The following is a 1,103-nucleotide window of genomic DNA, read 5'->3' as shown; positions in this document are numbered from 1 at the left end:
GGGGGTGCGGACAGAAAGTTGGACCGTGAAGCGGTCCGGACTGGAGGTTCGCATGTACAGCAGGGAGAAGGTCGAGCTCTTCCTCCTGGCGACGGAGGACGGCATGGGGCCGACCGCCGCCGCGAAGTTCGCGGGGGTCTCGGTGGGCGCGGCCAAGAAGTGGGCGACGGGGCACCTCCCGCACAGCTACACCGGGGCGCGCTGTAGAATCGGTGCGAGGAAACCGCGCCGGAAGGAGGCCAGCTTGGGCCCCGACAAGTCGATCTACGCCCCGCCCGCGACCGGCCCGCTCGCCGGGCTCAACGAGGACCAGATAGAGAACCTGCTGCTCAGGGCGGTGTTGGCCGACCTAAAAGCGGAAGGGTGGGACCCGGCTTCGATCTCGAACAGGAGCAAGTGCGAGCTCGGCGAGAGATTGAGGCGGGCGACCGCCCTGCCCCTCCGCTCGATCACAGGTTTCTTGAGGATATCGAAGAGCTCCTATGAGTACTGGAGGCCCCGCGTCGCCGCACCGCGCGACCGCGACGCCGACATACGCGACCGCGTGGTGCGCATCTTCCGCGAGGGCTCGGGGTGCTGGGGGTACCGCACCGTCTGGGCGCGCCTGCGCCGCGAGGGGGTCCGCGCCAGTGAGAAGCGCGTGGCCCGCGTGATGCGCGAGGAGGGCCTCGAGGTCGTCTACAACAAGAGGCGCGCCCGGGGCTACAGCTCCTACGCCGGCGAGGTCTCCAAGGCACCGGAGAACCTCGTGAACAGGAATTTCCACGCCGACGAGCCCAACCGGCTGTGGCTCACCGACATCACCGAGTTCAGGCTCCCGGGCGGCGAGAAGGTCTACCTGAGCCCGATAGTCGACTGCTTCGACGGGATGCCCGTCGCCTGGTCGATCGGGCTGCACCCCGACAAGCGCCTCGCGAACTCGAGCCTGCTCAAGGCCTGCGCGGCCAGGCCGGCGGGCGCCCGCACGACGATCCACTCGGACCGCGGCGGCCACTACCGCTGGCCGGAGTGGATCGGGATCTGCGAGGAGAACGGGCTGGCCAGGAGCATGTCCGCGAAGGGCTGCAGCCCGGACAACTCGGCCTGCGAGGGCTTCTTCGGCC

The 1,103-nt window shown here is 69.2% G+C and carries 1 protein-coding gene; it reads left to right on the top strand.

Annotation, left to right across the window (positions count from 1 at the left end):
- Nucleotides 1-52: 52 nt before the first annotated feature.
- Nucleotides 53-1,103 (top strand): IS3 family transposase (locus tag AB5Z54_RS09855; protein ID WP_368161420.1); only part of this gene is annotated, 1,051 nt, incomplete at its 3' end.

The organism is Collinsella aerofaciens (genome assembly GCF_040910185.1).
Lineage (GTDB): Bacteria > Actinomycetota > Coriobacteriia > Coriobacteriales > Coriobacteriaceae > Collinsella > Collinsella aerofaciens_BF.
Note: the sequence above shows the minus strand (reverse complement) of the source record. Positions and strands in the feature narration are given on the sequence as shown.